Origin of the sequence: Streptomyces sp. NPDC051636 (assembly GCF_044453765.1) — a bacterium.
Taxonomy (GTDB): Bacteria; Actinomycetota; Actinomycetes; order Streptomycetales; family Streptomycetaceae; genus Streptomyces.
On the sequence record NZ_JBITDA010000001.1, the window covers coordinates 14,933 to 39,502 of the forward strand.

The window sequence follows — 24,570 nt, forward strand, 5'->3', positions numbered from 1 at the left end:
AGCGTCAGAAAAGGTGCCGCAGGAGGCAGTCGGCCATGACCGAGCTCGTGGAACACGGACAGCTGTTCATCGGCGGGGAGTTGACCGACCCCCTGGGCAAGGACGTCATCGAGGTCATCTCCCCGCACACGGAGGAGGTCATCGGGCGGGTGCCGCACGCCTCGCGGGAGGACGTGGACCGGGCCGTCGCCGTGGCGCGCCGCGCCTTCGACGAGGGGCCGTGGCCGCGTACGGCCCTTCAGGAGCGGATCGAGGTCGTCACCCGCATCAAGGACGCGATCGCCGCCCGCCACGAGGAGATCGCCCGCGTGATCTCCGCCGAGAACGGCTCCCCGTACTCCTGGAGCGTCCTCGCCCAGGCCCTCGGCGCGATGATGGTGTGGGACGCGGCGATCAGGGTCGCGCGGGACTTCACGTACGAGGAGACCCGCGACGGAGTCCTCGGCAGGATCCTGGTGCGCCGCGAGCCGGTCGGGGTCGTCGCGGCCGTCGTCCCCTGGAACGTCCCCCAGTTCGTCGCCGCCGCCAAGCTCGCCCCCGCGCTGCTCACCGGCTGCACGGTGGTGCTCAAGCCGTCGCCGGAGTCGCCGCTGGACGCCTACATCCTCGGCGGGATCGCACGGGAGGCCGGCCTGCCGGACGGCGTGCTGTCCATCCTCCCGGCCGACCGTGAGGTCAGCGAGTACCTGGTCGGGCACCCCGGGATCGACAAGGTCTCCTTCACCGGCTCGGTCGCGGCCGGCAGGCGCGTGATGGAGGTCGCCGCGCGCAATCTCACCCGTGTGACGCTGGAGCTGGGCGGCAAGTCGGCGGCGGTCGTCCTGCCCGACGCGGACGTGGCGGCCTCGGTCGCGGGCATCGTCCCGGCGGCCTGGATGAACAACGGCCAGGCCTGCGTCGCCCAGACCCGCATCCTCGTACCCCGCTCCCGATACGCCGAGTTCGCGGACGCGTTCGCGCAGGCGGCGGGCGCGCTCACGGTCGGCGACCCGCTGGACCCGGCGACCCAGGTGGGCCCGCTGGTCGCCGAACGGCAGCAGCGCAGGAACCTCGACTACATCCGCATCGGCCAGGAGGAGGGCGCCAAGATCCTCACCGGCGGCGGGCGCCCGGCGGGGCTGGAGCGCGGCTGGTACGTGGAGCCGACCCTCTTCGGCGACGTCGACAACTCCATGCGGATCGCCCGCGAGGAGATCTTCGGCCCGGTGATCTGCCTCCTGCCGTACGGCGACGAGTCCGAGGCCCTGAAGATCGCGAACGACTCGGACTACGGTCTCTCCGGCAGCGTGTGGACGTCGGACGTCGAGCACGGCATCGAGGTGGCCCGGCAGGTCCGTACCGGCACCTACTCGGTCAACACCTTCAGCCTCGACATGCTCGGCCCGTTCGGCGGCTACAAGAACTCAGGACTGGGGCGGGAGTTCGGGCCCGAGGGGTACGGCGAGTACCTCGAACACAAGATGATCCACCTCCCGGCCGGCTGGGAGGCGTGAGGCGATGGGGATACCTCCCGCGCGAGCGGATTCGAGCGCGGGGGCGGGGGATCGCTGGCACATCGAGGTCGACCGCTCCGTCTGCATCGGCTCCGCCCAGTGCGTCCACCGCGCCCCCGGCGACTTCCGCCTCGACACGGGCCGCCAGTCCCACCCCGTCGAGGCGGAGACGGACGCGAACGAGCGGGCGCTGGCGGCGGCGGAGAACTGCCCGGTGGAGGCCATCGCGATCACGCTGGCGGGCAGCGGGGAGGCGGTGTTCCCGCCGGACGAGTAGGGCCGCTGCCGGTGGCCCGGGACAGGTGCTGGCCCACTTCCCGGACGACAGGCGCAGCGCGGTGTGGTGGTACGACGCCGCGCTCGCCCACAAGTTCCTGCGCAACTGGGCCAAGGCGTACCAGCTGGGCCGCGAGGCCGCCGCCCGGGCCCCGCGCGGCGAGGGCGATCCGGCGTACTGGAACCTCGGCATCGCGGCCACCATCCAGCGCGACTGGGCCACCGCCCGGGAGGCCTGGACCGGCTTCGGTATCGAGCTCCCTGATGGGGAGGGCGAGATCAGGGAGCGGTTCGGCCCCGCCTGTGTGCGGCCCGACAGCGGCGGGGAGCGGGAGGTCGTGTGGATCGACCGGCTGTGCCCCACGCGCGGGAGGGTGATGAACGTACCCGTGACCGGCGGGCGCCGGTTCGGTGAGATCGTCGTGCACGACGGTGAGCCCAAGGGCGAGCGGGTCGTCGACGGCATGACGTTCCCCGTCTTCGACGAACTGCTGCTCTTCGAGGCGTCCGAGCTGCCGACCCTGGCGGTGACCGTGCACGCGGGCACGGCCGCCGACATGGAGGCGCTGACCGGCCTGTTCGTCGAGCACGGCTATGGCGCCGAGCCCGCGAGCAGGTGCAGGTCCTGTGTGCGTGCTGCAGCGAGGGCACCGTGGAGAGGGAGCGGGGGGAGCGGGGTGTGCACGCGGGCGCCCAGCGGGTGTGCCTGGCCGCCCCCGAGAAGGAGGCGCGGCGCCTGCTGGAGCGCTGGGCCGGGCAGACGGTGATCGGGCGGAGCTGGAGCGGGCTGGAGACGGTCGCCTGACTTCGGAAAAAAAGTCCCCCTTCGGGGGGTTGTGTCACGCTATGGACGTTCTATCCTGGTATTGGCCTACGGGACGAGTGAGGGAGTCCGACCGGAGTAGCCGACTTTGGCGAGACGCCGATTCACATCGGCATCCGCCGGGGCCGACAGCGACGGTCGGGCTGAGAGGCCGGAAGGCAGCAGTCGGGCCGGACGGCGACCCCCAGTACCTGATCCGGGCAATACCGGCGAAGGGAACCCGTCTCGTAGGTCCTTCTCGTGCCCCGCGTCCACCGCTGAGCGCCGCGTCTACCGCCGAGCGCCCGGATCCGTCAGGTCGATCAAGCGGCATACCGTCTCGATGTCGATCTTGACCTGGGCGATGGAGGCGCGGCCCGACAGCCAGGTGATCAGGGCCGAGTGCCAGGTGTGCTCGATGACGCGGACGGCGGAGAGCTGCTCGGGGTTCGGGTGCTCCAGGCCCATCGCGTCCAGGATGATCGCGGTGGTCTGGCGGGAGACCTGGTCGACCTCGGGGGAGACGCTGCGGTCCGCGAAAGTCAGGGCGCGGACCATGGCGTCGGCCAGGTGCGGTTCGCGCTGGAGGGCGCGGAAGGCCCGCATGAGGGTCTCCGCCACCCGCTCGGCCGCCGTCTCGCCGGCCGGGGGCTTCTTCCGCAGCGTGCCGTGCATGTGCTCCAGCTGGTCCTGCATGGTGGCGACCAGCAGGTGCACCTTGGACGGGAAGTAGCGGTAGAGCGTGCCGAGCGCCACCTGCGAGGACTCGGCGACCTCCCGCATCTGCACCGCGTCGAAACCGCCCCGGCTGGCCAGCTGCGCGCTGGCGTGCAGGATCCGACGCCGCCGGGCCTCCTGTCGCTCCGTCAGGGGCGCGGAGGCGGGGTGCGCGGTACTGGATTCCACCTTGGCGTGCGCAGGCATCGGTCCCGTTCCGTGACAGTCGGTGAGGCGGCCGGTGAGGGCGAGTGATCACCCAGCATGGCAGGGGTCCCGGCCGTGGCGCGAATCACCTGATCCACTGCTCACAGCTCCCCTACCTGCCGGTAGATTCAGAGCCTCTTGAACGATCAAGTCTGAAACTTGTTCTAGATTAGCGTCCCGGCGTAGTCTCGCGGGACAGCGCAGGGAGAAGGGGGCCCAGAGTGACCGCTGAGGCCAGGGAGGCGGGTGTCAAGGAGGACCCCGCCGCCGACGGCGAGCGACCGCTCGACATCGCGCTTCTCACCTACAAAGGGAACCCGTTCTGCGGCGGCCAGGGCGTCTACGTACGGCACCTCTCCCGCGAACTGGCCCGCCTCGGCCATCGTGTCGAGGTCATCGGCTCCCAGCCGTACCCCGTCCTCGACGAGGGCGCGGACTACGCCGGCCGGCTCAGCCTGACCGAGCTGCCCAGCCTCGACCTCTACCGCCAGTCCGACCCCTTCCGCACCCCGGGCCGCGACGAGTACCGCGACTGGATCGACGCGCTCGAGGTCGCCACCATGTGGACCGGCGGCTTCCCCGAACCGCTGACCTTCTCCCTCCGCGCCCGCCGTCATCTGCGCGCCCGGCGCGGCGCGTTCGACGTCGTGCACGACAACCAGACCCTCGGCTACGGCCTGCTGGGCGACATCGGCGCCCCCCTGGTCACCACCATCCACCACCCCATCACGGTGGACCGCCGGTTGGAGCTGGACGCGGCCGACGGCTGGCAGCGCCGCTTCTCCGTCCGCCGCTGGTACGCCTTCACCCGCATGCAGAAGCGCGTCGCCCGCCGCCTGCCCTCCGTCCTCACCGTCTCCGGCACCTCACGCCAGGAGATCGTCGAGCACCTCGGCGTCCACGACGAGCGCATCCACGTCGTCCACATCGGCGCCGACACCGACCTCTTCTCGCCGAATCCGGCGTTGCCCGTGGTCCCGGGCCGGATCGTGACGACCTCCAGCGCCGACGTACCGCTCAAGGGCCTGGTCTTCCTCGTCGAGGCGCTCGCCAAGGTGCGCACCGAGCACCCGGACGCCCACCTCGTCGTCGTCGGAAAGCGCGCCGAGGACGGACCCGTGGCCCAGGCCATCGAGCGGTACGGCCTGGAGGGCGCCGTCGAGTTCGTCAAGGGCATCTCCGACACCGAACTGGTCGACCTGGTCCGCTCGGCCGAGGTCGCCTGCGTGCCGTCGCTGTACGAGGGCTTCTCCCTGCCGGCCGCCGAGGCCATGGCCACCGGAACCCCGCTGCTCGCCACGACCGGCGGCGCGATCCCCGAGGTCGCCGGGCCCGACGGGGAGACCTGCCTGGCGGTGCCGCCCGGCGACGCGGGGGCGCTGGCCGCCGGACTCAGCCGGCTCCTCGGTGACCCGGAGCTGCGGGCGCGGCTCGGGGCGGCCGGGCGTGAGCGGGTGCTCGAGCGGTTCACCTGGGCGCGGGCCGCCGAGGGCACGGTGGCCCGGTACCGGGAGGCCATCGCCCGCTCCGGGGGAGAGAGAACCGAGCCGCGCAGTCCCGGCCCTCGTGCCGCCGCCACCGCTGTCTACTCCGAAAGCAGGGCCACGTGCTGACCGTCGACTTCTCCCGGTTCCCGCTCGCCCCGGGCGACCGAGTCCTGGACCTCGGCTGCGGGGCCGGCCGGCACGCCTTCGAGTGCTACCGGCGCGGCGCCCGGGTCGTGGCCCTGGACCGGAACGCCGAGGAGATCCGCGAGGTCGCCAAGTGGTTCGCGGCGATGAAGGAGGCGGGCGAGGCCCCGGCGGGCGCGACCGCGACGGCGATGGAGGGCGACGCCCTCGCGCTGCCCTTCCCGGACGAGTCCTTCGACGTCGTCATCATCTCCGAGGTGATGGAGCACATCCCCGACGACAAGGGCGTACTGGCGGAAATGGTGCGGGTGTTGAAGCCCGGCGGGCGCATCGCCATCACCGTCCCGCGCTACGGCCCCGAGAAGGTCTGCTGGACCCTTTCCGACGCCTACCACGAGGTCGAGGGCGGCCACATCCGCATCTACAAGGCGGACGAACTGCTGGCGAGGATCAGGGAAGCGGGACTGCGCCCGTACGGTACCCACCACGCGCACGCCCTGCACTCGCCCTACTGGTGGCTGAAATGCGCGTTCGGCGTCGACAACGACAAGGCGCTGCCCGTGCGGGCGTACCACAAGCTGCTGGTCTGGGACATCATGAAGAAGCCGCTGGCCACCCGGATCGCCGAGCAGGCGCTGAACCCGCTGATCGGCAAGAGCTTCGTGGCGTACGCGACCAAGCCGCACCTGCCGCGTCTTCCCGGGGCCGAGACCGAGGTGGCCGCCAAGTGACGACACCCCGGACAGAACACCTCGTCCTGCCCGGGGTCCTCACCGCGGAGCAGGCTGCCGAGACCGTGCGCGGCATCCTCGCCGAACAGCGGGAGGACGGCGCGATCCCGTGGTTCCGCGGACACCACCTGGACCCCTGGGACCACACCGAGGCGGCCATGGCCCTGGACGCGGCCGGCGAACACGAGGCCGCCGAGCGGGCGTACACCTGGCTGGCACGGCACCAGAACGAGGACGGCTCCTGGTACGCGGCGTACGCGGACGGGGCCCACGACGACGTGACGGACCGGGCCCGCGAGACGAACTTCGTCGCTTACATAGCCGTAGGAGTCTGGCACCACTACCTGTCGACCGGTGACGACACGTTCCTGGATCGCATGTGGCCCTGCGTGTACGCGGCGATGGAGTGGGTGCTGCGCTCCCAGCAGCCCGGCGGGCAGATCGGCTGGCGGCGCGACGACGACGGCACCGGCACGGCGGACGCGCTGCTGACCGGCAGCTCCTCCATCCACCACGCGTTGCGCTGTGCCCTCGCGATCGCCGAGGAGCGCGAAGAGCCGCAGCCGGACTGGGAGCTGGCGGTCGGCGCGCTGCGCCACGCGATACGCCGGCACCCCGAACGCTTCCTGGACAAGGACCGCTACTCGATGGACTGGTACTACCCGGTCCTGGGCGGCGCCCTGACCGGGGCCGAGGCGAAGGAGCGCATCGAGGCCGACTGGGACCGTTTCGTCGTCCCCGGCCTCGGCGTCCGCTGCGTCGTCCCGAACCCCTGGGTCACCGGCGGCGAGTCCGCCGAACTCGCCCTGGCCCTGTGGGCGATGGGCGAGTCCGACCGTGCCCTGGAGATCCTCCAGTCCATCCAGCACCTGCGCGACCCGGAGTCGGGCCTCTACTGGACGGGCTACGTCTTCGACGACGGCGCGGTCTGGCCCCGCGAACGCACCACCTGGACGGCAGGCTCCCTCCTCCTCGCGGTGGCCGCCCTCGGCGGGCACGAGGCCACCTGCGCGGTCTTCGGAGGCGAACACCTGCCGCCGGGCCTGGACCCGGACTGCTGCGGCTAGCCGTCCGGCGGTCGCCCCGGGGACGCGGGGCCCAGGTGGGTTGTCCGGGCCCCCGGGACGGGGCGTGAGTGCCGGTGTATCCCCGACGACTCGGAACCGGCCCTCGTCGAAGGTGCTGTGTCGTCTGGGGGTGCCGCCCAGGCCCCCGGGTCGTTGCGACCGGCCTGCCCGGGGGCCGGGGTCAGTGCCGGTGGATGCGGTTGGCGATGGCGTGGCCGACGAAGAGGTAGACCACGGCGGCCAGGCCGTAGCCGGCGACGACGCGGGCCCAGGCCTCGTCGAAGGTGAACAGGTCATGGGACCAGCCCGCCAGCCAGGAGGCCGCGTCGTGCACGAACTGGACGAGATCGTTCGCGCGGTTCGCGTCCAGCAGGTACATCAGGATCCACAGGCCCAGGATGAAGGCCATGACGTCGGCGACGATCGCTATGACCGTGCCGGCCTGATTTGCGCCGTTGCGAGAATACGGGGACATGCCCTTCGGGTTGCCGCTCCTTCGGCGGTGAAACCCCCACCGCTGTCCCCGGCCGGCGCGGCCGGCCGCCGCCGTTCTCCTTCCTTTCGCCCGGAGTTGTCCCTTCCGGTGGCGGCTGTTGGACGCGATCCCTGATAATCCTGCCCCTTGAGGAGCAGGAGGGCCGTTGTCCGACGCCGGATCAACCACGATCGAGGAGCCGCGACTCACCACCCGTCGCGTGCGTCGCCGCCGCCGCACCCCTCGGTACGTGGTCGTGGGGCTGCCGCTCGCCCTGCCCGGGCTCGTCTCCCTGCTCGTCTCGGGCAACGCGCTCAGACCCTTCGACCGCATCACCACCCTGGAGGCCAAGATGGCCTCCAAGTCCGACTACTTCGAAGATCCCGAGGTGCAGCGGCTGCTGCTTGAGCACGGCATACGGGTGGACATCCACCGGCTCGGCTCCCGGGGCATCGCGACCACCTCCCTGAAGGGCATGGACGTGGTCTTCCCGTCCGGCCAGCCCGCGGCGACGATGATCCAGAACCGGCTGCACCGCTCGGTGCCCTCCACGATCCCCTTCGCCACCCCGCTGGTGCTGGGCACGTTCCGCGACTACGCCGATACTCTGGTGCGCACCGGGGTGGCGACGCCCCAGCCGGCCCCGGCCGGCGGCAGGACGCTCTACTACGACCTCGAGATGGGGGAGTTCACGGGTCTCCTCGACGGCGTGGACGACCCCGGGACCGACCGGGACGGCAGCGGTTCCACAGCGGACACCTGGAACGGGAGTACGTCTCCGTGACCGGCCGCTTCACGGCCCGTCGTACGGACAAGGGCGACGTGGAACTGCGCGCCCCCTACGGGGACGGGACGCCGTCCGCGCATGTGAAGATCACCTGCGACGAGTCCGAGGGCCGTGGGGAGTTCCGCAACGAGGACTACTACACCGGCGAGTTCCAGGCCCGCTGCCTGGGCAAGGTGCGCACCTGGAACGGCGCCGAGGGGGAGCTGACGCTGGGCCCGATCGCCATCTTCCGCTGAGCGACTATGAGTTGAGCTCGGCCAGCACCCGCAGCGTGTGCGGATCCGGCGCCAGTGCCAGCAGGTCCGTCACCGGCCCCTTGCGCCACGACTCCAGGCGCTCGGCGATGCGTTCGCGCGGGCCGACCAGGGAAATCTCGTCGGCGAAGGCGTCCGGGACGGCGTGGACGGCCTCCTCGCGGCGGCCGGAGAGGAACAGCCGCTGGATGCGGCGCGCCTCCTCCTCGTAGCCCATGCGCGCCATCAGGCCGGCGTGGAAGTTGCGGGCCGCGTGGCCCATGCCGCCGATGTAGAAGCCGAGCATGACCTTCACCGGGAGCAGGCCCTCGGCCACGTCGTCGCAGACCCTCACCTGGGCCATGGGGGCGACGAGGAAGCCTTCCGGGAGGTCCGTGAGGGAGGGGCCGTAGACCTCGGGACGGGTCGGGGACCAGTACAGGGGGAGCCAGCCGTCCGCGATGCGGGTCGTCTGGGCGACGTTCTTCGGGCCTTCGGCGCCGAGGAGGACGGGGAGATCGGGGCGCAAGGGGTGGGTGATGGGCTTGAGGGGTTTGCCCAGGCCCGTGGCGTCCGGGCCCCGGTAGGGGTGGGCGTGGAAGCGCCCGGCCGCTTCCACCGGCGCCTCACGTCGCAGCACCTGCCGTACGACGTCGACGTACTCCCGGGTCGCGGTCAGCGGCGAGGCCGGGAACGGGCGGCCGTACCAGCCTTCCACCACCTGCGGGCCGGACAGCCCGAGGCCCAGCATCACGCGTCCGCCGGAGAGGTGGTCCAGGGTGAGCGCGTGCATCGCGGTGGTGGTGGGCGGACGGGCCGCCATCTGGGCAACCGCCGTGCCCAGCATGATCCTTGAGGTCCGCGCGGCGATCCAGGTCAGCGGCGTGAAGGCGTCCGAGCCCCACGACTCCGCCGTCCACACGGAGTGGTAGCCGAGCCGCTCCGCCTCCTGGGCCAGCGGCACGTGGTCCGCGGAGGGGCCGCGGCCCCAGTAGCCGAGCGCGAGACCGAGCCGCATATCACCGGCCTCCCATATGACGGATCGTCAGAAGCCTGTCGGGCTGCGACTGTACGGCAACGGCCCCCCGCCCGGAAGGGCGAGGGGCCGTACGCGACGGTCGCGGCGGACTCAGCCGCGCTGGATCCCGGAGGTGTCCTGCAGGACGCCCCGGCGCCCGTCCTGGGTCTGGGCGACCAGCTGCGCGCCGCGCTGCTCGACCGCCAGGTACCAGGTGCCCGGCGCCAGTTCGGCGATCGGCGCCGGCGAGCCGTCCTCCGCGAACAGCGGGCGCGGCACCGGCACGGCGAACCAGAACGGCGAGAAGTCCCCGGCCGGCTGCGGCTGCGGCTGGCCCTGCGGCTGGCCGTGCGGCTGCGCGGCCGGCGGCTGCTGCCCGAAGGGCTGACCCTGCTGCGGCTGAGCACCGTACGGCTGCTGCGGCGCGCCCGGGTAGCCGTAACCACCGGGGGGCTGGGCGCCGTAGGGCTGGGGCGCGGCCGGCTTGGGGGCCGGGATCAGGGCGGCCTGGAGGGCGGGGACCAGGGGGGTGGCGATGGCGGCGGCGGCCAGCAGGAGGGTGGCGACCAGGGCGAGGATCAGGCCCATACCGGCGCTGGGACCGTCCGAGGAGCCGCCGACGTTGTCCACGCCACCGGCCGGATCGAAGATGTTGCCGAGGGCGCTCCACGCGGCGAAGACGGCGAACGCGACGCCGAACTGGGCGAGTTCGAGACCGGCGACCTTGCGCGGCTGCGGCAGCGCCCGGGAGACGACGACCAGTGCGGCGGCGATGATGCCCGCCAGTACGACCCCCATCAGGACCGGACCGCTCGACCAGAGGTTCGGCATGTCGTAGCCGTCGGGGAGCCCGTCGAACGAGTAGATGTCGAGGAACGAGGCAATGAACAGCAACACCGCTGCTCCGATCACCACGCCGTCGCCTCGAGTGAGGGAGCGGATATTCACTTCAGGTCCTTTGTAGGTCGTCTCGTCGTCGGTAGAGGCGTCGCGGGGGTGGCCCCTGATCGTATGCACACTATCGTTCTAACGATCAGGCTGTACGTCGGGACCGACCGCTGATCACTACCCGCGCAGGAAACTCACGATTCCCTCAGAGATCCCCTGCGCCGCCTTCTGCCGCCAGGCGCCGCTGGTGAGCAGTGCCGCGTCCTTGCTATCGCGCATGTTGCCGCACTCGATGAACACCTTGGGAACTGTTGACAGATTGAGACCGCCCAGGTCCTTACGCGTGACGAGACCGGTGCCGTCGCCGACGTAGTTGGAGGGCGGCTCACCCGTGACGCGTACGAAGTTGCCCGCGATCCGCTCGCCGAGGTCGCGGGAGGAGGCGACGATCGGGCGGGTGTCGGCGGCGTCGGCGTGGACGGACGCCGGGAGGATGACGTGGAAGCCGCGGTCGCCCTCGGCCGCGCCGTCGGCGTGGAGGGAAATGGCCGCGTCCGCGTGCGCGTTGTTGCCGATCCGGGCGCGTTCGTCCACGCACGGCCCCCAGGGCGGGGAGTCGCCGTCGTGGGTCAGCTTCACCGTGGCGCCCTGCTTCTGAAGGATCGCGCGCAGCCGGTGGGCGACGTCCAGCGTGAACCGGGCCTCGGTGTAACCGGAGTTGGTGGACGTGCCCGTGGTGTCGCACTCCTTGGAGTTCGTGCCGATGTCCACCTGACGGTTGATCTCGGCGGTGTGCCGGAAGTTGCCCGGGTTGTGCCCCGGGTCGATGACGATCACCTTGCCCTTGAGCGGGCCGGAGGCGGCGGCGGAGGCCGACGGAGTGGTGGCCGTGGGCTTCGGGCTCGTCTTCCCGTCGTCGGCGGAGGAGCCGGTGGGCGAGGCGGGCAGGCCCGTCGAGGGCGAGGAGGAGAGCGGACGCGAGACGGACGCCGAGCCCGAGGCGGGGCCTGCCTGGCCCGAGCCGCCCGGGTCGCCCACCGCCTCGTACACCAGCCAGCCGAGCAGCGCGCCCGGCACCAGCGCGGCGAGCGCCACGGTCAGCGGGCCGCGCCGGGGCCGGCGGGGCTGCGGGGGATCGAAGTCGGGGCCTACGTACGACACGTCTGCGACTCTAACGGGGCGTCCGGATCCCCGCCCCCGTTCGCCGCAGGACGCGCAGCGAGTCGCGTACCGAGACCTCCGTGAACCGGCCGGACTCCAGGGCCCGGAGGTAGACGCGGTACGGGGCCTGGCCGGTGAACTCGTCCGCCGGGTCCGGGAACACGTCGTGGATGACGAGCAGGCCGCCTTCCGCCACATGGGGGGCCCAGCCCTCGTAGTCGGCGCCCGCGTGCTCGTCGGTGTGGCCGCCGTCGATGAAGACCAGGCCGAGCGGGGAGTTCCAGAACGCGGCGATCTGCGGGGAGCGGCCGACCAGCGCCACCACGTGCTCCTCCAGGCCCGCCTTGTACAGGGTCCGGCGGAAGGTGGGCAGCGTGTCCATCAGGCCGACCTCGGGGTCGACCGTCTCCGGGTCGTGGTACTCCCAGCCCGGCTGCTGCTCCTCGCTGCCCCGGTGGTGGTCGACGGTGAGCGCGGTGACCCCGGCCCGCCGGGCCGCGTCGGCGAGCAGGATGGCCGAGCGTCCGCAGTACGTGCCGACTTCCAGCAGCGGCAGCCCCAGCCGGCCCGCCTCCACGGCCGCCGCGTACAGCGCCAGCCCCTCGTCCACGGGCATGAACCCCTTCGCCGCCTCGAACGCGGCCAGGATCTCGGGCTTGGGTGCCGCGGGCATGGGGGTCCCTTCGGTGGTACGTGCGTGTGGGCGCCCCATGCTGCCGTACCCCCTGCCGACGAAGCGACAGGGGGTACGGAGAGGGAGGGCCTACGCGCTGACCGTCTCGCCCGGCAGCGCCAGATCCAGCTCCACCGGCCGCTCGTCGCCCGCGTGGGTCGCGGACGAGGCGTGCGGGCCGTGGCCGGAGGCCTTCGCGGCGAGGACGTAGGCGCCCCGGGCCGGGACGGCGAGGCGGTAGCTGCCGTCCTCCTCGGAGAGGGTCGCGCCCGCCTGGCGGCCCCGGTGGTCGATCAGGGTGACCTTGGCGCGGGCGACCGGGGTGCCGTCGGCGCCCAGGATCCGGCCGCGGAAGCCGCGCAGCACCTCCTCGGCGCGCGCCAGGTTGGCGTCCTCCTCGCTGCTGGCGCGCAGCTGCGGCCGGTCGGCGGGGCGCCGGCCGGGCAGGAAGAGGGCCAGTACGAGGCCGACGGCGACGGCGGCCGTGGCGATCAGGAAGGAGACGCGGAAGCCGTGCATGGTCGGGATGGCGACGCCGCCCACGTTGTTCGCAGTGTTGGCCAGCACCATGCCGATGACGGCGCTGGAGACCGACGTGCCGATGGAGCGCATCAGGGTGTTGAGGCCGTTGGCCGCGCCGGTCTCCGAGGCCGGGACCGCGCCGATGATCAGTGCGGGCAGGGAGGAGTAGGCGAGGCCGATGCCGGCGCCCAGGACCACCGCGATGACCAGGCTCTGCCAGGCGGCGCTCATCAGGCCGAGGCCGGCGCCGTAGCCGACCGCGATGATCAGCAGGCCGAGGATCAGCGTGACCTTGGGGCCGTACTTGGCCGAGAGGCGTGCGTAGACGGGTGCGGTGAACATCATCGTCAGGCCGAGCGGCGCCACCAGCAGGCCCGCGACCACCATCGACTGGCCGAGGCCGTATCCGGTGGCCTTCGGCAGCTGGAGCAGCTGCGGCAGGACCAGCGAGACGACGTAGAAGGAGACGCCGACCATGATCGAGGCGAGGTTGGTGAAGAGCACGGCGGGACGGGCCGTGGTGCGCAGGTCCACCAGCGGGGCCTGGATCCGCAGCTCCATCACGCCCCACAGGACGAGCACGACCGCGGCGGCGGCGAAGAGGCCGAGTGTGATGCCCGAGGTCCAGCCCCAGTCGCTGCCCTTGGTGATCGGCAGCAGGAAGAGGACCAGGCCGGTGGACAGGCCGAGCGCGCCCAGCAGGTCGAAGGAGCCCTCGGCGCGCATCGGGGACTCCGCTACGACGAGAAGGGTGAGGGCGATGGAGAGCGCGCCGAGACCGGCGGCGCCGTAGAACAGGGCGTGCCAGTCGGCGTGCTGGGCGACCAGGGCCGCGGCGGGCAGTGCGAGGCCGCCGCCGACGCCGATCGAGGAGCTCATCAGGGCCATCGCCGAGCCGAGCTTCTCGCGGGGCAGCGTGTCGCGCATCAGGCCGATGCCGAGCGGGATCGCGCCCATCGCGAAGCCCTGGAGCGTGCGGCCGACGATCATGGTGAGCAGCTGGCTGGTGAGCGCGCTGATCAGGGCGCCGATCACCATGACGGCGAGGCTGAGGATCAGCATGCGCCGCTTGCCGTACAGGTCGCCGAGCCGGCCCATGATCGGGGTGGCGACGGCGCCCGACAGCAGTGTCGAGGTCAGGACCCAGGTGGCGTTGCTGGGGGCGGTGTCCAGCAGCTGCGGCAGGTCCTTGATGACCGGGACGAGCAGGGTCTGCATCACCGCGACCACGATGCCCGCGAAGGCAAGCACCGGGACCACGGCTCCGCTCGCTCGCCGGGTGGGCCGGCCGGTGGTCGTGTGCGTCATTGAGTGAGGCCTCCAGTGAGATAAGTGCTGGGTGAACCTCGTATGTGCAGGCAACTATTCCGTTGCTTCGGGCTTCTAATGAATTCTTGACCTTCCCATGGGTATCTGAGGTGCCGTCAGGCCGGAGAACCCCCTCCCGCGGCCGGTGTAGGTCGCAGGCCCGGGGTGCGGGTACGGCGAAATGCCGATGCAAGGACCGTAATGGGGTTGAGAGCATGACAGTCATGCTCGAAGCCGACGCCTCCCCCACATACCGCCGTACCGCTGTGCCCAGCTGGCTGGTGGTGGCACTGGCCTGCGCCGGACAGTTCCTGGTCGTGCTGGACGTGTCCGTCGTCAACGTGGCGCTGCCCTCCATGCGGGCCGACCTCGGGCTGGGCGCCGCCGGCCTGCAGTGGGTGGTCAACGCCTACGCCATCGCCTTCGCCGGGTTCATGCTGCTGGGCGGGCGGGCCGGTGACCTGTACGGGCGCAAGCGGGTGTTCCTGGTGGGGCTCGCGCTGTTCACGCTGGCCTCGCTGGGCGGCGGGGTGGCCCAGGAGGGCTGGCAGCTGCTGCTGGCCCGGGCCGCGCAGGGGCTGGGCGCGGCGGTACTGGCGCCCTCGACGCTGACGCTGCTGACGGCGGCGGTGCCGGAGGGCGGGGCCCGGGCGCGGGCCATCGCCACCTGGACGGCGGTGGGCGCCGGCGGCGGTGCCGCGGGCGGGCTCGTCGGCGGGGTCCTGGTGGACGTGCTGTCGTGGCGGTGGGTGCTGCTGATCAACGTGCCGGTGGGCGCGGTGGTGCTGGCCGGGTCCGTGGTGTGGCTGGTGGAGAGCCGGGCGGGGGACGGGCGGCGGCTCGACCTGCCGGGGGCGCTGCTGGTGACGGCCGGGCTGGCGACGCTGGCGTACGGGATCGTGCAGACCGAGGCGGAGGGGTGGACGGCCGCGGCCACAGTGGTGCCGCTGGCCGCCGGGCTCGCGCTGATCGGGCTGTTCCTGCTGGTCGAGGCGCGTACGACGGCTCCGCTGATGCCGCTCGGGCTGCTGCGGCTGCGATCGGTGGCGTCGGCGAACGCGGCCATGTTCGTGTCCGGTTCGGCGATGTTCTGCATGTGGTACTTCATGACGCTGTACGCGCAGAACGTGCTCGGCTACTCGCCCCTGGACGCCGGACTCGCGCTGGTGCCCAGTTCCCTGGCCGTGGTGGTGGGCTCGAAGCTGGCGCCGCGCCTGATGCGGAGGGCCGGGGCGCGTTCCGTGGCGGCACTGGGGACGCTGGTGGCGGCCGTCGGGTTCGGCTGGCAGTCGACGATGAGCGCGCACGAGGCCTACGCCACGGCGATCATGGTCCCGGGCATCCTGATGATGCTGGGGGCGGGCCTGGCGGCGACCCCGCTGGCCGCGCTGGCCACCTCCGGGGCGGCACCGGGGGAGGCCGGCCTGGTGTCGGGGCTGGTCAACACCTCGCGCACGATGGGCGGTTCGCTGGGTCTTGCGGTCATGTCGACCATCGCGGCGGCGCGTACGGGGGACGGCGGCGGGGCCGGGGCGCTGACACAGGGGTACGCGCTGGCGTTCCGCACGAGCGCGGTGCTGCTGCTGGGCGGGGCGGCGCTGATGCTGGCGTGGCTGCCGCGACGGGTTTCCCCGGCTCCCGCGAAGTCCCCCGCGAAGTCCTCCGCGAGGTGAGGCAACGGTCCGGGTGCCTCATGGACTCCTTCTGACATCCAGGAGGTGTCCATGGGGGATCGGAAGAGGGCCCGGGACGAGGAGTTCCAGAGCTTCGTCATCGGCCGCTGGCCGCGGCTGATGCGTACGGCATTTCTCCTCACGGGGGAGCAGCACGCCGCCGAGGACCTGGTCCAGTCGACGCTGGAACAGGTCTACACGGCCTGGCGCAGGGTCGGCTCGGCGGATGATCCGGAGGCGTACGTACGGCGCGTGATGATCAACGCGCACGCGCGCAAACACCGCAGAAAACTGAAGGAGTTCCTGGCGCCCAGGGACGACTCCGGCCTGGTGCGCGAGGTGGCCGACACCGGCGACCGCATCTCCCAGGCCGACGACCGCAGCGCCTTGCTCAAGGCGCTCTCCCAACTGCCGGTGCGGCAGCGGGAGGCGGTGGTCCTGCGGTACTGGGAGGACCTCACGGAGACACAGGCGGCGGAGGCGATGGGCTGCTCGGTGGGCACGGTCAAGAGCAACGCGGCCAAGGGGATCGCGAAACTCCGCGCCGTACCGGGACTGGCCGAGATGGTGACGCAGGGAGGGCGCAACTGATGAGCGCGGACCGGGAGACGACGCACGACATGACACAGACGGACATCGCCCTCCTCCTCGCGGACGCCGCGGACGAGGTCGATATCGGTACAGCCCCGGTGCAGGCGGTCATCCGCGGGGGGCGGCGGCGCAGGGCGCGGCGGTGGGCGGTCGCGGCGACGACGGCGGTGGTGCTGGCGGGGTCGACGGGGGCGACGCTGGCGGTGACGGGGCTGCCCGGAGGCCACGGTGACCGGGGGGCGTCGGTGGCGACATCGCCCGGGCAGCGGCACGTGTACACCCCCCAGCGGACCGAACTGTCCCGGGGCAGCGACCACGGCAAGGACTGGCGCGTCGTCGTCTCCGTCTGGGGAGTGCCGCGCGACGGGGCGGAGGCGAACGGGCAGCGGCATGCGATGACCGCGGACGGCATCAACTCCGAGGCCCTCCCCAGGGCCTCCGGCCTGGTCGGCAAGACCTCGTACTTCGTGAGCCTGTACTACGGCAACGACCACCCCAGGCTGGTGCTGTTCGACACCGTCGGGGAGTGGGACCGGGTGTCGGGCACGGACCTGGGTGCCGGGGCGGTCCCCCTGGCAGAGGAGGACGTCGCCGGCCCCCACCGGCTCGTGGTCGGCCGGGTCGCCAAGACCGCCGAGCAGGTGAAGTGCACCTGGCAGGACGGGTCGAGCACCGCGGAGGTGACCCGGGACGCCGCCGGAACCCCGGTGAAATGGTTCGTGTGCGTGGGGCCGGAGGGGACGGGCTGGAAGGACGTGAAGGTGCTGCGGTAAAGGCGTCGGGAGGTCACAGCCACCCCTGCTGCCGCGCCTCCCGCACCGCCTCCATCCGGTTCCGCGTGCCCGTCTTGCCGATCGCGGACGACAGGTGGTTGCGCACCGTGAACGCGTCGTCCAGCGAGGCGGGTGCGACCTCCCGGCCGAGTATCGCGCCGAGCCCGGCCAGCGCGACCACCGTCGCGTCGGAGTCGTCCGTGCGCAGCCGGGCTCGGTCGCCGCGCACCTCCACGGACCGTACGCCGGGCAGCAGGGCCAGGCCGTCCGTGCCGCGGCCGGCCAGGTCGAAGGAGACCAGGTTGCCGCCCGCCGCCCGGCGCAGCGCCTCCCCGGTGCCGTCCGCGACGATCCGGCCCCGGTCGACGGCGACGATGCGGTCGGCGTGGGCGTCGGCCTCCTCCAGGTAGTGGGTGGAGAACAGCACGGTGTGCCCCTGGCGCGCGTACGCCCGCATCGAGTCCCAGAAGGCGTGCCGCACCTCCACGTCCAGGGCCGCCGTCGGCTCGTCCAGCACCAGCAGCGAGGGGTTCCCGGCGAGCGCCACCGCGAACCGCACGCGCTGCGTCTGCCCGCCGGACAGCCGGTCCACCCGCCGCCCGGCCAGTTCGGCGATCCCGGCCAGTTCCAGGGCCCGCGCCACGGGCAGCGGGGCCGGGTAGCGGGAGGTCGCGAAGGACACCAGCTCGCCGACGGTGACCCGGGGCACCGCGCGCCCCTCCTGGAGCATGGCGCCCGCCCGGCCCGCGCGCACGGCCCGCTCCGGGGGTGCGCCGAAGACCTCGACCCGGCCCGCGCCGGGTTCGAGCAGGCCGAGCAGCAGGGCGATGGTCGTGGACTTCCCGGCGCCGTTGCGGCCGAGCAGGGCGGCCGTCTCACCGCGTGTGATCTATCAGGTCGACGCCGTCGACGGCACGGACCTCGCCGTACGCCTTGACCGCCCCCCGGAAGGAGACCGCGGGTGATGTCCGTGTCATGCCTGCGACGCTATGTTTCCGGCCCCCGGCCCGGCAGATGCGCTTGTACGGACTCGGGCAGTACACATGTCACGGCACGGGCCATGGCACCCCTCACCTGACGGCGGGTCAGGAGCCTTCACAACTGCGGAGCGCTGGGCTATACAAGGGGCGCCGGACTGGAACGCGTTCTAGGTCGGCGCGTGACGACCTCGGTGCGGCCGACGGTGCGGACGGCCGTGCCGGGGTCTTGCACCGCCGCGCCACATGCCACCCGCAACCAGCCGCCCGTGTCAGGAGCCCCATGCCCATCGACGCAGCCCTGGCCCTCGCGGCCGAGCCCAGGACCGGCGAGATCGCCTGGACCGCCAAGGACGTCCAGCTCTACCACCTCGGCATCGGCGCCGGCGTCCCGGCGACCGATCCCGACGAGCTGCGCTACACGCTGGAGTCCCGGCTGCACGTCCTGCCGAGCTTCGCCACCGTCGCGGGCGCCGGCTCGCCCGGCGTGATCAGCGGCCTGTCCATGCCCGGCGTCGACGTCGACCTCACCCGCGTCCTGCACGGCGGCCAGTCGCTGACCCTGCACCGGCCCATCCCGCCCCGGGGCACCGCGACCGCCACCGGCCGCATCGCCGCCGTGTACGACAAGGGCAAGGCGGCCGTCCTCGTCATGCGCACCGAGGTCGCGGACGCCGACGGCCCGCTGTGGACCAACGACGCCCAGATCTTCGTACGGGGAGAGGGCGGCTGGGGCGGCGACCGCGGGCCGTCCACCCGCTCCCACTCCCGGGTTCGCTCGAGCGGAGGGACCCCCACCGACCCGCCCACCGGTGAGCCGGACAAGGTCGTCGAGCGACGGGTCCGCGAGGACCAGGCCCTGCTCTACCGCCTCTCCGGCGACCTCAACCCGCTGCACGCCGACCCGGAGTTCGCCAAGCTCGCCGGGTTCGACCGGCCCATCCTGCACGGGCTGTGCACGTACGGGATGACGCTGAAGGCCGTCGTCGACACGCTGCTCGGCGGTGACGTCACCCGAGTGCGCGCATACACCACGCGCTTCGCCGGAGTGGTGTACCCGGGGGAGACCCTGCGCATCCGCATGTGGCGGCGGGACGGCTCGGTGCGGGTCGCCGTGAGCGCCGAAGAGCGGGACGACGCGCCCGTCCTCGCCGACACAGTCGTCGAACACTGCTGAGCCACCCAGTTCTCACGAGGGGAGCCGCACCATGCGCGCAGCCGTACTGCACGAGATCGGCCAGGACAAGCTCGAGGTCCTCGACGACGTCGAGGCGGTGGGCTTCGGCCCCGGCCGGGTGCGGGTCCGGGTGCGCGCCGCCGGGCTGTGCCACTCGGACCTGTCCGCGATGGGCGGGGTACTGCCGCAGCCGGCGCCCTTCGTGCCCGGCCACGAGGGCGCGGGCGAGATCCTGGAGGCCGGGGACGGCGTGCGGAACCTGAAGGCCGGGGACCGGGTGGTCGTGTGCTGGCTGCCCGCGTGCGGGGCGTGTCCCGCCTGCAAGCGGGGACAGACCGAGCTGTGCCTGGCCGGGTTCATGAACGCGGGCACCCCCAACTTCAGGCGGCCCGGCGGCGACGTCTTCGGCTTCGCGGGGACCGGCACCTTCGCCGAGGAGGTCGTCGTCGACGCGGGCTGCGCCGTACCGATCCCGGACGACGTGCCCTTCGACATCGCGGCCCTCATCGGCTGCGGCGTGACGACGGGACTGGGCGCCGCGCTCAACACCGCCGACGTGGAGGCCGGTTCGTCGGTCGCCGTGATCGGCTGCGGGGGCGTCGGCATCTCCGCGATCCAGGGGGCGCGGCTGAAGGGCGCCGCCGAGATCGTCGCCGTCGACCCGGTCGCCTCGCGCCGCGAGTCCGCGCTGGGATTCGGCGCCACGAAGGCGGTCTCCCCCGAGGAACTGCCCGAGGCCAAGCAGCAGGTCACCGGCGGCGAGGGCTTCGACTACGTCTTCGAGGTCGTCGGCAGGTCCGCCACCGCCCGGACCGCCTACGAGAACACCCGGCGCGGCGGCACCCTGGTGATCGTCGGCGCGGGCGCCATGGACGACTTCCTGCAACTCAACATGTTCGAGCTGTTCTTCGACGAGAAGCGGATCCTGCCGTCGATGTACGGCGGCGGCGACGTCCTGCGCTCCTACGAGCGGACCATCGCCCTGTGGCGGGCGGGCCGCATCGACCTGGAAGGGCTGATCACCCACCGGGTGCCGCTCACCGAGATCAACGAGGCGCTGGACCGGATGCGTACGGGGACCGCTCTGCGCACCTGCATCGAGATCTGACGGGGGCCGCACATGTCACTGCCACTCGAGGGGCTGTCGGCGATCGTCACGGGCGCCGGCCGGGGACTCGGCCGGGCCGAGGCGCTGGAGCTCGCCCGGCTCGGCGCAGCCGTCGTCGTCAACGACTACGGCCGCCCCGGCCGGGACGGCTCCGGCGAGGCCTCCGCCGGGCCCGCCGAGCAGGTCGCCGCAGAGATCCGCGGGGCGGGGGGCCGGGCACTGGCCCACACCGGAGACGTCGCCGACTTCCCCGGGGCACGGTCCCTGGTCGACTTGGCGATTGAGGAGTTCGGCAAGCTGGACATCCTGGTCAACAACGCGGGCATCCTGCGCGACCGCATGGTCTTCTCCATGACGGAGGAGGAGTGGGACTCGGTGATCCGGGTCCACCTCAAGGGCCACTTCAACACCACGCGCTTCGCCGCCGCGCACTGGCGGGAGCGGTCCAAGGCGGCCGGGGGGCCGGTGTACGGGCGGATCGTCAACACCTCCTCGGAGGCGTTCCTGGCCGGATCGGCGGGTCAGCCCAACTACGCGGCGGCCAAGGGCGGCATCGTGGGCCTCACGACGTCCACCGCCCTCGCCCTCGCCAAGTACGGCGTGACCGCCAACGCCATCTGCCCGCGCGCCCGGACCCGGATGACCGAGGACGTCTTCTCCTCCCTCGCCGCACCCGGCGAGGGCCTCGACCCCCTCGCCCCCGAACACGTCGCCCCGCTCGTCGGCTACCTGGCCTCACCCGCCGCCGCCCGGGTCAACGGGCAACTGCTCGTGGTGCACGGCGGCATGGTGGCGATCGTTGAACGACCGCGGGTGCAGGCGCAGTTCGACAGCAAGCAGGACACCTTGACCTACGACGAACTCGACGCGCTGCTCACCCCGCACTACGCGCGGCGGCCGGAGGGGGAGACGTTCGCGGCGGCGGAGGTGCTGGGGCTGAAGCGGCGGTGACCGGCGGGTCCCGTGAGTTGAGGGGGCTGAGCGCCGGTGACGGTGCCGCGTGGTTACCGCCTCCGCGTCCAAGTCGGCGAGTGCCGTCGAGACGTGGAACTGCCGCCCGGTCGGCGTCCGCAACCGGGCGGCAGTCCATCCGGCGGACCGTCAGGCGGCCGCCGTCTCGGCCGGCTCCGGCTTGCGGTGCCGGCCGCGGGGGGCCGTCTCGCTGTCGTGGACCGAGACCGGACCCCGGTGCTTGCCGTGACCGTCGGACTGCTGGATGTCGGCAGGCAGCTGCTGGGACGTACTGGCGTCGCTCATCGGAAGAATTCACCCCGTCAACACATGATCTTTCGTACAGCCGGGCGAGTCTAACCGGCACGCCTCGGGCCGGATCCAGGCGGGCACGCCAACCGGCACTAGTTCGTTACAACACGTCCCAGGGGTGCTTGCTGCAAGGGCACCGGACGGGCCAAAACCTGCTTGGCAGGCTCCGGTTCGGCCGGCTCCGGGGCCCTGGCGAGCGGGGCTCGCGGCGGGGCCGGCAGCCCCGCGACACCGCACGGTACGTCCGGGGTGGCGTACGGCAGCCGCAGCACCCCGTCCGCCGTCCACAGCCCGGCTCCCGCCAGCCAGCCCTCGGGCGCCGGGAAGTGGTGCACCTGCCGCTCGGCGGGCCGCCACACGCCGACCCAGCCGCCGAGCGGCCCGTCGATCCGCAGCGCCACCGCGCAGTTCTCCGGCATCAGCACCTGCCCCGGCTGGATCGCGAACGGCGTGACCGCGCAGTCCGGCAGCCGCAGGCGCTCCGGGAAGCGCACCGGCAGCGTGCTGCCCAGGACACCCCAGCCCAATCGTTCCTGCCCGGGCGACGGCGCGTCCGAGGAGATCAGCAGCAGCCCGCTGTCGGGGTCGGCGAGCAGCAGCCGGTCGTCGCTGTCGGCCGCGATCTGCAGCAGCGGCGACACCTCGCCGCCCCGCTCCAGGTCCACCACGACCGCCTTGGTCCGGCCGCCGATCTCCCTGTCCACGGCGAGCAGGCGCCCCGCCCGGTCCAGCCACACGCCGCCCGAGCAGCGCCCCGGGACCTCGGCGAGCTGTTCGGGCCCGAACGCGCCGCCCGCCACCAGCCACACCCCGGTCGTGTACCGGCCCACCGCGAGGGCGTACGCCCGCTCGCCGCCCGGCGCCGGAGGCAGCAGCCGCACCCGGATGTCCTCCCCCGGGCACTCCACCGCGCCCAGTGGCAGCTCGCCGGTGCCGGGTCCGGTCGGGTACAGCAGCGAGAAGGCGTGCCGCCGCTCCACCAGCCGGTGGACGAGGACCCGCCCGTCGCCCATCGGCTGCACCTCGGTACCGGGCTCCTCCGGCTGGTTGCCGGGCAGCGGCACGGCGTACGGCTCGGGCCCGTCCAGCGTCCAGCGCTCCGGGAACCAGCAGTCGCCGGCCGGCGCGAGGCGGGCGGCGTAGACGCCGTCCACGGTGATGGTGCAGCCCGCCCGGGGCGCGCCGTCGTCCTCGCCGGTCGCCGAAGGTTCGATAGCACAGGCTGTCATCGTTCGGTCACCTCCAGTGGCGAAGCTAGTTTTGGTACGCACAGACGCGGGACCGGCGTGCGCCCGGTTTCACACATATGGGTGGCCGGGCGCCGGTTCCTGTGAGGAACCGGGGACCCATGTGCTGCCCGGGGTGGTGTGGGGCGGAGGCGGTACTGCGGCGCGGAACAGGCAGGTAGCCTTTTCCCCGTGCCCCGTCTGTCTGAAGTCATCGCCGCGCTGGAGACCCTGTGGCCCGCCGAGCGGGCCGAGTCCTGGGACGCGGTCGGCACCGTCGTGGGCGACCCCGAGCAGGAGGTCACCCGGGTCCTGTTCGCCGTCGACCCGGTCCGGGAGATCGTCGACGAGGCGGTGAAGCTGGGCGCCGACCTGCTGGTCACCCATCATCCGCTCTACCTGCGCGGTACGACGACGGTCGCGGCCTCCACCTTCAAGGGGCGGGTGGTGCACACCCTCATCAAGAACGACATCGCGCTGCACGTCGCCCACACCAACGCCGACACGGCCGACCCGGGCGTCAGCGACGCGCTCGCCGGCGCGCTGGACCTGCGGGTCGTACGCCCCCTCGTGCCGGACCCGACCGACCCCGAGGGCTGCCGGGGCCTGGGCCGCGTCTGCGAACTCGACCACCCGCTGACCGTCCGCGAGTTCGCCGCCCGCGCGGCGGAACGGCTGCCCGCCACCGCACAGGGCATCCGGGTGGCCGGCGACCCCGAGGCGGTCGTGCACACCGTCGCGGTCAGCGGCGGCTCCGGCGACAGCCTCTTCGACCACGTCCGGGCGGCCGGCGTGGACGCCTTCCTCACCGCGGACCTGCGCCACCACCCGGCTTCCGAGGCCGTCGCCGCCGGTCCGCTCGCGCTGCTCGACGCGGCGCACTGGGCCACCGAATGGCCCTGGTGCGAGCTGGCCGCCGCCCAGCTCGACGAAATCTCCGACCGCCACGGCTGGGACCTCCGCGTCCACGTCTCCAAGACGGTCACCGACCCCTGGACCGCCCACGCGGCGTCCCCCGAATCAACCGCAGGAGCCCCCAACTGAACGCCGCGCCCGCCGACCAGATCCGTCTCCTCGACGTCCAGGCCCTCGACGTACGCCTCCAGCAGCTGGCGCACCGGCGCAGGTCGCTGCCCGAGCACGCCGAGATCGAGTCGCTGACCAAGGACCTCACGCAGCTGCGCGACCTGCTCGTGGCCGCGCAGACCGAGGAGAGCGACACCGCCCGCGAGCAGACCAAGGCCGAGCAGGACGTGGACCAGGTGCGCCAGCGTGCCGCCCGCGACCAGCAGCGCCTGGACTCCGGCGCGGTCACCAGTCCCAAAGACCTGGAGAACCTCCAGCGGGAGATCGTCTCGCTCGCCAAGCGGCAGGGCGACCTGGAGGACGTCGTCCTGGAGGTCATGGAGCGCCGCGAGGCCGCGCAGGAACGGGTTGCCGAGCTGACCGAGCGGGTGGCCTCCGTGCAGGCGAAGATCGACGACGCGACCGGGCGCCGGGACGCCGCCTTCGAGGAGATCGACGGGGAGGTGGCCTCGGTGACCAAGGAGCGCGAGGTCATCGCGGGCGTGATCCCCGCGGACCTGCTCAAGCTGTACGACAAGCTGCGCGAGCAGCAGGGCGGGATCGGCGCGGCCAGGCTGTACCAGCGCACCTGCCAGGGCTGCCGCCAGGAGCTGGCGATCACCGACATCAACGAGATCCGCGCGGCCGCCCCCGACACGGTGGTGCGCTGCGAGAACTGCCGCCGCATCCTGGTGCGCACGGCCGAGTCCGGCCTGTAGGGGCGGGGC

At 72.5% G+C, this 24,570-nt stretch carries 25 protein-coding genes, 1 pseudogene and 1 riboswitch; of the genes and pseudogenes, 16 read left to right on the forward strand and 10 right to left on the reverse strand.

The genetic code is table 11. From position 1 onward, the window contains the following. Positions 1-35 precede the first annotated feature (35 nt). The 3 genes from ACIBBH_RS00085 to ACIBBH_RS00095 are packed head-to-tail and all read left to right on the forward strand — an operon-like array spanning position 36 to position 2,536. Entirely contained in the window at positions 36-1,493 is a 1,458-nt protein-coding gene (locus tag ACIBBH_RS00085) for an aldehyde dehydrogenase (protein ID WP_399400258.1), read from the forward strand. A 4-nt stretch (positions 1,494-1,497) separates the two neighbouring features. After that, positions 1,498-1,770, forward strand: a complete 273-nt coding sequence (locus ACIBBH_RS00090; RefSeq protein ID WP_399400260.1) for a ferredoxin — start codon at positions 1,498-1,500, stop codon at positions 1,768-1,770. Between the two features lie 25 nt (positions 1,771-1,795). Continuing rightward, entirely contained in the window at positions 1,796-2,536 is a 741-nt protein-coding gene (locus ACIBBH_RS00095) for a tetratricopeptide repeat protein (RefSeq protein ID WP_399400262.1), read from the forward strand. A gap of 107 nt (positions 2,537-2,643) precedes the next feature. Then, positions 2,644-2,827, forward strand: a riboswitch (TPP riboswitch). 35 nt (positions 2,828-2,862) lie between these two features. Here the strand turns inward: ACIBBH_RS00095 and ACIBBH_RS00100 are convergent. Then, positions 2,863-3,495, reverse strand: coding sequence for a TetR family transcriptional regulator (locus ACIBBH_RS00100; RefSeq protein ID WP_399400264.1), 633 nt, complete (start codon positions 3,493-3,495; stop codon positions 2,863-2,865). 221 nt (positions 3,496-3,716) lie between these two features. Here ACIBBH_RS00100 and ACIBBH_RS00105 point away from each other — a divergent pair, with 221 nt between their 5' ends. From ACIBBH_RS00105 to ACIBBH_RS00115, 3 genes are read left to right on the forward strand one after another with little or no spacing between them, the layout of a single operon-like run. Next, positions 3,717-5,108 carry a glycosyltransferase family 4 protein gene (locus ACIBBH_RS00105; RefSeq protein ID WP_399400265.1) on the forward strand — a complete coding sequence of 464 codons (1,392 nt, stop codon included), beginning with the start codon at positions 3,717-3,719 and terminating at the stop codon, positions 5,106-5,108. Continuing rightward, on the forward strand, positions 5,102-5,857 hold the full coding sequence (locus ACIBBH_RS00110; RefSeq protein ID WP_399400267.1) for a class I SAM-dependent methyltransferase: 756 nt from the start codon (positions 5,102-5,104) through the stop codon (positions 5,855-5,857). Before ACIBBH_RS00105 ends, ACIBBH_RS00110 begins: the two co-directional genes overlap by 7 nt. After that, on the forward strand, positions 5,854-6,924 hold the full coding sequence (locus ACIBBH_RS00115) for a prenyltransferase/squalene oxidase repeat-containing protein (RefSeq protein WP_399400269.1): 1,071 nt from the start codon (positions 5,854-5,856) through the stop codon (positions 6,922-6,924). Before ACIBBH_RS00110 ends, ACIBBH_RS00115 begins: the two co-directional genes overlap by 4 nt. Before the next feature lie 181 nt (positions 6,925-7,105). Here the strand turns inward: ACIBBH_RS00115 and ACIBBH_RS00120 are convergent, their stop codons facing one another. Continuing rightward, positions 7,106-7,399 carry a hypothetical protein gene (locus tag ACIBBH_RS00120; protein WP_399400271.1) on the reverse strand — a complete coding sequence of 98 codons (294 nt, stop codon included), beginning with the start codon at positions 7,397-7,399 and terminating at the stop codon, positions 7,106-7,108. Between the two features lie 166 nt (positions 7,400-7,565). On the opposite strand from ACIBBH_RS00120, the gene ACIBBH_RS00125 reads away from it, so the two are divergent. Together ACIBBH_RS00125 and ACIBBH_RS00130 are read left to right on the forward strand one after the other, a co-directional pair. Further along, positions 7,566-8,183 (forward strand): hypothetical protein, encoded by a 618-nt coding sequence (locus ACIBBH_RS00125; protein ID WP_399400273.1) that lies wholly within the window; start codon positions 7,566-7,568, stop codon positions 8,181-8,183. Next, a complete protein-coding gene (locus ACIBBH_RS00130) occupies positions 8,180-8,422 on the forward strand; it encodes a hypothetical protein (protein WP_399400275.1) in 243 nt (80 codons plus the stop codon). The genes ACIBBH_RS00125 and ACIBBH_RS00130 overlap by 4 nt, the downstream gene beginning before the upstream one ends. Positions 8,423-8,426: 4 nt before the next feature. Here the strand turns inward: ACIBBH_RS00130 and ACIBBH_RS00135 are convergent, their stop codons facing one another. The 5 genes from ACIBBH_RS00135 to ACIBBH_RS00155 form a co-directional block, all read right to left on the reverse strand. Beyond that, positions 8,427-9,437 carry an LLM class F420-dependent oxidoreductase gene (locus ACIBBH_RS00135; protein ID WP_399400277.1) on the reverse strand — a complete coding sequence of 337 codons (1,011 nt, stop codon included), beginning with the start codon at positions 9,435-9,437 and terminating at the stop codon, positions 8,427-8,429. 111 nt (positions 9,438-9,548) lie between these two features. Then, entirely contained in the window at positions 9,549-10,385 is an 837-nt protein-coding gene (locus tag ACIBBH_RS00140; RefSeq protein ID WP_399400279.1) for a DUF5336 domain-containing protein, read from the reverse strand. Between the two features lie 117 nt (positions 10,386-10,502). Next, a complete protein-coding gene (locus ACIBBH_RS00145) occupies positions 10,503-11,486 on the reverse strand; it encodes an N-acetylmuramoyl-L-alanine amidase (RefSeq protein WP_399400281.1) in 984 nt (327 codons plus the stop codon). Between the two features lie 10 nt (positions 11,487-11,496). Next, on the reverse strand, positions 11,497-12,159 hold the full coding sequence (locus ACIBBH_RS00150; RefSeq protein ID WP_399400283.1) for a class I SAM-dependent methyltransferase: 663 nt from the start codon (positions 12,157-12,159) through the stop codon (positions 11,497-11,499). 90 nt (positions 12,160-12,249) lie between these two features. Then, a complete protein-coding gene (locus ACIBBH_RS00155; RefSeq protein WP_399400285.1) occupies positions 12,250-13,989 on the reverse strand; it encodes an MFS transporter in 1,740 nt (579 codons plus the stop codon). A 215-nt stretch (positions 13,990-14,204) separates the two neighbouring features. On the opposite strand from ACIBBH_RS00155, the gene ACIBBH_RS00160 reads away from it, so the two are divergent. The 3 genes from ACIBBH_RS00160 to ACIBBH_RS00170 are packed head-to-tail and all read left to right on the forward strand — an operon-like array spanning position 14,205 to position 17,026. Beyond that, complete coding sequence (locus ACIBBH_RS00160) at positions 14,205-15,662, forward strand: MFS transporter (RefSeq protein ID WP_399400287.1); 1,458 nt, start codon at positions 14,205-14,207, stop codon at positions 15,660-15,662. Positions 15,663-15,713: 51 nt separating this feature from the next. Then, positions 15,714-16,253, forward strand: coding sequence for a SigE family RNA polymerase sigma factor (locus ACIBBH_RS00165; RefSeq protein WP_399400289.1), 540 nt, complete (start codon positions 15,714-15,716; stop codon positions 16,251-16,253). Next, on the forward strand, positions 16,253-17,026 hold the full coding sequence (locus ACIBBH_RS00170) for a hypothetical protein (protein ID WP_399400291.1): 774 nt from the start codon (positions 16,253-16,255) through the stop codon (positions 17,024-17,026). Before ACIBBH_RS00165 ends, ACIBBH_RS00170 begins: the two co-directional genes overlap by 1 nt. A 13-nt stretch (positions 17,027-17,039) precedes the next feature. Here the strand turns inward: ACIBBH_RS00170 and ACIBBH_RS00175 are convergent. Further along, positions 17,040-18,003: pseudogene (locus tag ACIBBH_RS00175) on the reverse strand (ATP-binding cassette domain-containing protein). 283 nt (positions 18,004-18,286) lie between these two features. Here ACIBBH_RS00175 and ACIBBH_RS00180 point away from each other — a divergent pair. Genes ACIBBH_RS00180 through ACIBBH_RS00190 form a run of 3 tightly spaced genes read left to right on the forward strand, consistent with a single transcriptional unit; the run spans position 18,287 to position 21,239 of the window. Continuing rightward, positions 18,287-19,180 carry a MaoC/PaaZ C-terminal domain-containing protein gene (locus tag ACIBBH_RS00180; protein ID WP_399400293.1) on the forward strand — a complete coding sequence of 298 codons (894 nt, stop codon included), beginning with the start codon at positions 18,287-18,289 and terminating at the stop codon, positions 19,178-19,180. 31 nt (positions 19,181-19,211) lie between these two features. Next, entirely contained in the window at positions 19,212-20,288 is a 1,077-nt protein-coding gene (locus ACIBBH_RS00185) for a Zn-dependent alcohol dehydrogenase (protein ID WP_399400295.1), read from the forward strand. Positions 20,289-20,300: 12 nt separating this feature from the next. After that, positions 20,301-21,239, forward strand: a complete 939-nt coding sequence (locus ACIBBH_RS00190; RefSeq protein WP_399400297.1) for a 3-oxoacyl-ACP reductase — start codon at positions 20,301-20,303, stop codon at positions 21,237-21,239. Between the two features lie 150 nt (positions 21,240-21,389). On the opposite strand, the gene ACIBBH_RS00195 is transcribed toward ACIBBH_RS00190, so the two are convergent. Both ACIBBH_RS00195 and ACIBBH_RS00200 read right to left on the reverse strand, forming a co-directional pair. Further along, positions 21,390-21,545: a hypothetical protein gene (locus ACIBBH_RS00195; protein WP_399400298.1), complete on the reverse strand. Its 156-nt coding sequence runs from the start codon at positions 21,543-21,545 to the stop codon at positions 21,390-21,392. A gap of 98 nt (positions 21,546-21,643) precedes the next feature. Then, positions 21,644-22,780, reverse strand: coding sequence for a hypothetical protein (locus tag ACIBBH_RS00200; protein WP_399400300.1), 1,137 nt, complete (start codon positions 22,778-22,780; stop codon positions 21,644-21,646). 189 nt (positions 22,781-22,969) lie between these two features. Here ACIBBH_RS00200 and ACIBBH_RS00205 point away from each other — a divergent pair, with 189 nt between their 5' ends. Together ACIBBH_RS00205 and ACIBBH_RS00210 are read left to right on the forward strand one after the other, a co-directional pair. Beyond that, complete coding sequence (locus tag ACIBBH_RS00205) at positions 22,970-23,821, forward strand: Nif3-like dinuclear metal center hexameric protein (protein ID WP_399400302.1); 852 nt, start codon at positions 22,970-22,972, stop codon at positions 23,819-23,821. Beyond that, positions 23,818-24,561, forward strand: a complete 744-nt coding sequence (locus ACIBBH_RS00210; protein WP_399401442.1) for a zinc ribbon domain-containing protein — start codon at positions 23,818-23,820, stop codon at positions 24,559-24,561. Before ACIBBH_RS00205 ends, ACIBBH_RS00210 begins: the two co-directional genes overlap by 4 nt. The last annotated feature ends 9 nt before the right edge of the window (positions 24,562-24,570 follow it).